Annotated in this window: 4 protein-coding genes and 1 pseudogene; 4 read left to right on the top strand and 1 reads right to left on the bottom strand. The window is 38.9% G+C overall.

The window, feature by feature from the left end; genetic code table 11:
* Positions 1-74: 74 nt before the first annotated feature.
* From AC3DU7_RS32190 to AC3DU7_RS32205, 4 genes and pseudogenes are all read left to right on the top strand, one after another.
* Positions 75-278, top strand: a pseudogene (locus tag AC3DU7_RS32190) (IS5/IS1182 family transposase); the annotation flags it as partial.
* A 40-nt stretch (positions 279-318) separates the two neighbouring features.
* A complete protein-coding gene (locus AC3DU7_RS32195; RefSeq protein ID WP_488043294.1) occupies positions 319-465 on the top strand; it encodes a hypothetical protein in 147 nt (48 codons plus the stop codon).
* A 15-nt stretch (positions 466-480) separates the two neighbouring features.
* A complete protein-coding gene (locus AC3DU7_RS32200) occupies positions 481-654 on the top strand; it encodes a hypothetical protein (RefSeq protein WP_488043295.1) in 174 nt (57 codons plus the stop codon).
* 111 nt (positions 655-765) lie between these two features.
* On the top strand, positions 766-1,050 hold the full coding sequence (locus tag AC3DU7_RS32205; RefSeq protein ID WP_488040356.1) for a hypothetical protein: 285 nt from the start codon (positions 766-768) through the stop codon (positions 1,048-1,050).
* A gap of 44 nt (positions 1,051-1,094) precedes the next feature.
* Here AC3DU7_RS32205 and AC3DU7_RS32210 read toward each other — a convergent pair whose 3' ends face one another.
* Positions 1,095-1,892, bottom strand: coding sequence for a DUF7873 family protein (locus tag AC3DU7_RS32210; protein WP_488043296.1), 798 nt, complete (start codon positions 1,890-1,892; stop codon positions 1,095-1,097).
* Positions 1,893-2,080: the final 188 nt, after the last annotated feature.

Here is a 2,080-nt window from a genome sequence, read left to right on the forward strand (position 1 = left end):
TACGGCAGACTTAGTTCACAGAGAAGTTTCAATTAGATTGATTTCTGGGAGCGCTAGAGAGAAACGCATGAGTAGGACGTAAAAAGTGGAAACGTGAGAGTGGATACCATCGACGTTCTCTGTCAGAAACTACTATGTTTAGGTTGAAAGTAATATTTGGGGGTAAGTTGCGACGAAGGAAATTCAGCAATCAAGCGATAGAGTTGTTCATACAATGTGCCATACTTAATCGCATGATACAGGATTGTAAGCCAGAAAGCTACAAAGTAGAATTCTAATTAACTTCTCTTATGGGGAGAAGTCGCGATCGCAACATTCATGCAACAAAGCCGTGCCAACATGAAAGAAATTAATTTACTTTGGAAAACGATAGACAATGAAATTCAGTCTACCGCTAAACCATGTAATGTTTACCTTTTGGGAGTAGATAATTCTGTTATTGATAGCAAAACCTTGTCAGCATAAAATTAAATTAGAAAAATGGCACAAATCAAAGACTCAATATATTTAAATGTTATTGCCTATAACCAAAATCTCAAAATCAACAACAAAACTTTAATTCAATTACCTACAGAGGTTAGTTATTCTTTAAAGTTTATTATTCCTACAAGAATGAGTGAAATAACTTTGTCTGTCTGGGAATATGTAGGATGACAGTGAAATAGAATTATTTTTTCTTGACGAATAGAGTTTAGACAAAAATATTTGAAGTGTATTTTTGAAATAAATTAACGTTATGTAAAGTTATCAATAAAATCTTAAAAAATGGCTCCAGAAACAGTTGTCACTATTGGCATGATAGCTACTTTTGCTGCTGTAATTATTGCTAGTTGGGCAGTTTTTAGGTATATCGGAGGAATGGAATACCAGATTAAGGAAAGTGCAGGCAACTTAACAAGCATAGCAAATTCTTTAAGGGAAAGGGATAGAAGACTGTTGAGAGAAATGAAACGTCACAGACTTTGCGTTAAAGATATTGAAAATTTTTTATCAAAGAATCTGGAGTATCATGTTCGCCCTTATATCGAAATGGATGAAGAAAATTTTTAGCCTTTCTAAAATTTTGACTTGTCCAAAGTGCGGAAGCACTGATATTAAAACAGGACATCACGAATACTGGTGTCAAAGTTGTGGCCATCACTGGCAGCGACGAAATAACGTGGGGATTCTTCACGAGCAAACTTAACAGCTTGGGAAAGCTTTTCTAACTTTTCCAACATTTCATTAATCTGACGTGCGGGCAAAGCACCAGAAAATTTTACCGTTCGCCAATAGCCAATAGTTACATCTTCGTAATAAACCTCCACTTGTGCGGGGTGATGTTCAGTTGCTTCGGCCTTAACGTGGTTACGAGGAGTTTTGAAAGTTCGCAACGTTTGGACTGGTTCGGTTGCCCAACAGTCCGAAGATTCGTCAAATGTCCAAGTATCTGCTGCATCTAAAACAGGCAATTTTTTAATAAAAGAGCGTAAGTCTGCAAACTGCTTTTCTAGAAACAGTAGATAACTAACTGGAGCTTGAGTCAACAATGTTTGACCATCCACTACCACATCAGCGCGGGCAGTACAGTTTGTCCAATCTTTAGTTGCCGTCACATCAAACAACTTAGTTAATACCTCGGCGGTTTTGCGGATAATCTCTTCTGCTTTAACCTCTACCCTTTTCGACTCTGGTGGGAGTTGTTCTCCCTCCTCATCCTTGGGGCGATAAGTTCGAGAAATGCCGGAAAGTAAAGCGGGTTTCTGCAAAGCTTTTTGAGCTTCTGCTAGTTCCTGCACTGACCGACTTTTGATTCCTTTTTCAATCGCAATAATTTGATTTAGTCGTGCCATCTGAGTCCATTTTTTTGTATTACTTGTATTATATTGTAATTTTTGACAACTGTCTACCACAATTGATCGGGAAAGATGGATAGCAACTTTGGGGGAACAAGAGTCAATTTACTTGCTCTAGTCCCCCTTGGAATCCCCCTCCCGTCCCCCGCAGGATCGGGGGAAGCCAGAGGATGCTGCGCTTTTAAAGAATGGGAAGCCAGAGGATGCTGCGCTTTTGAAGGATGGGAAGCCAGATGTTGCTTCGC

It is taken from the genome of Okeania sp. (assembly GCF_983059655.1).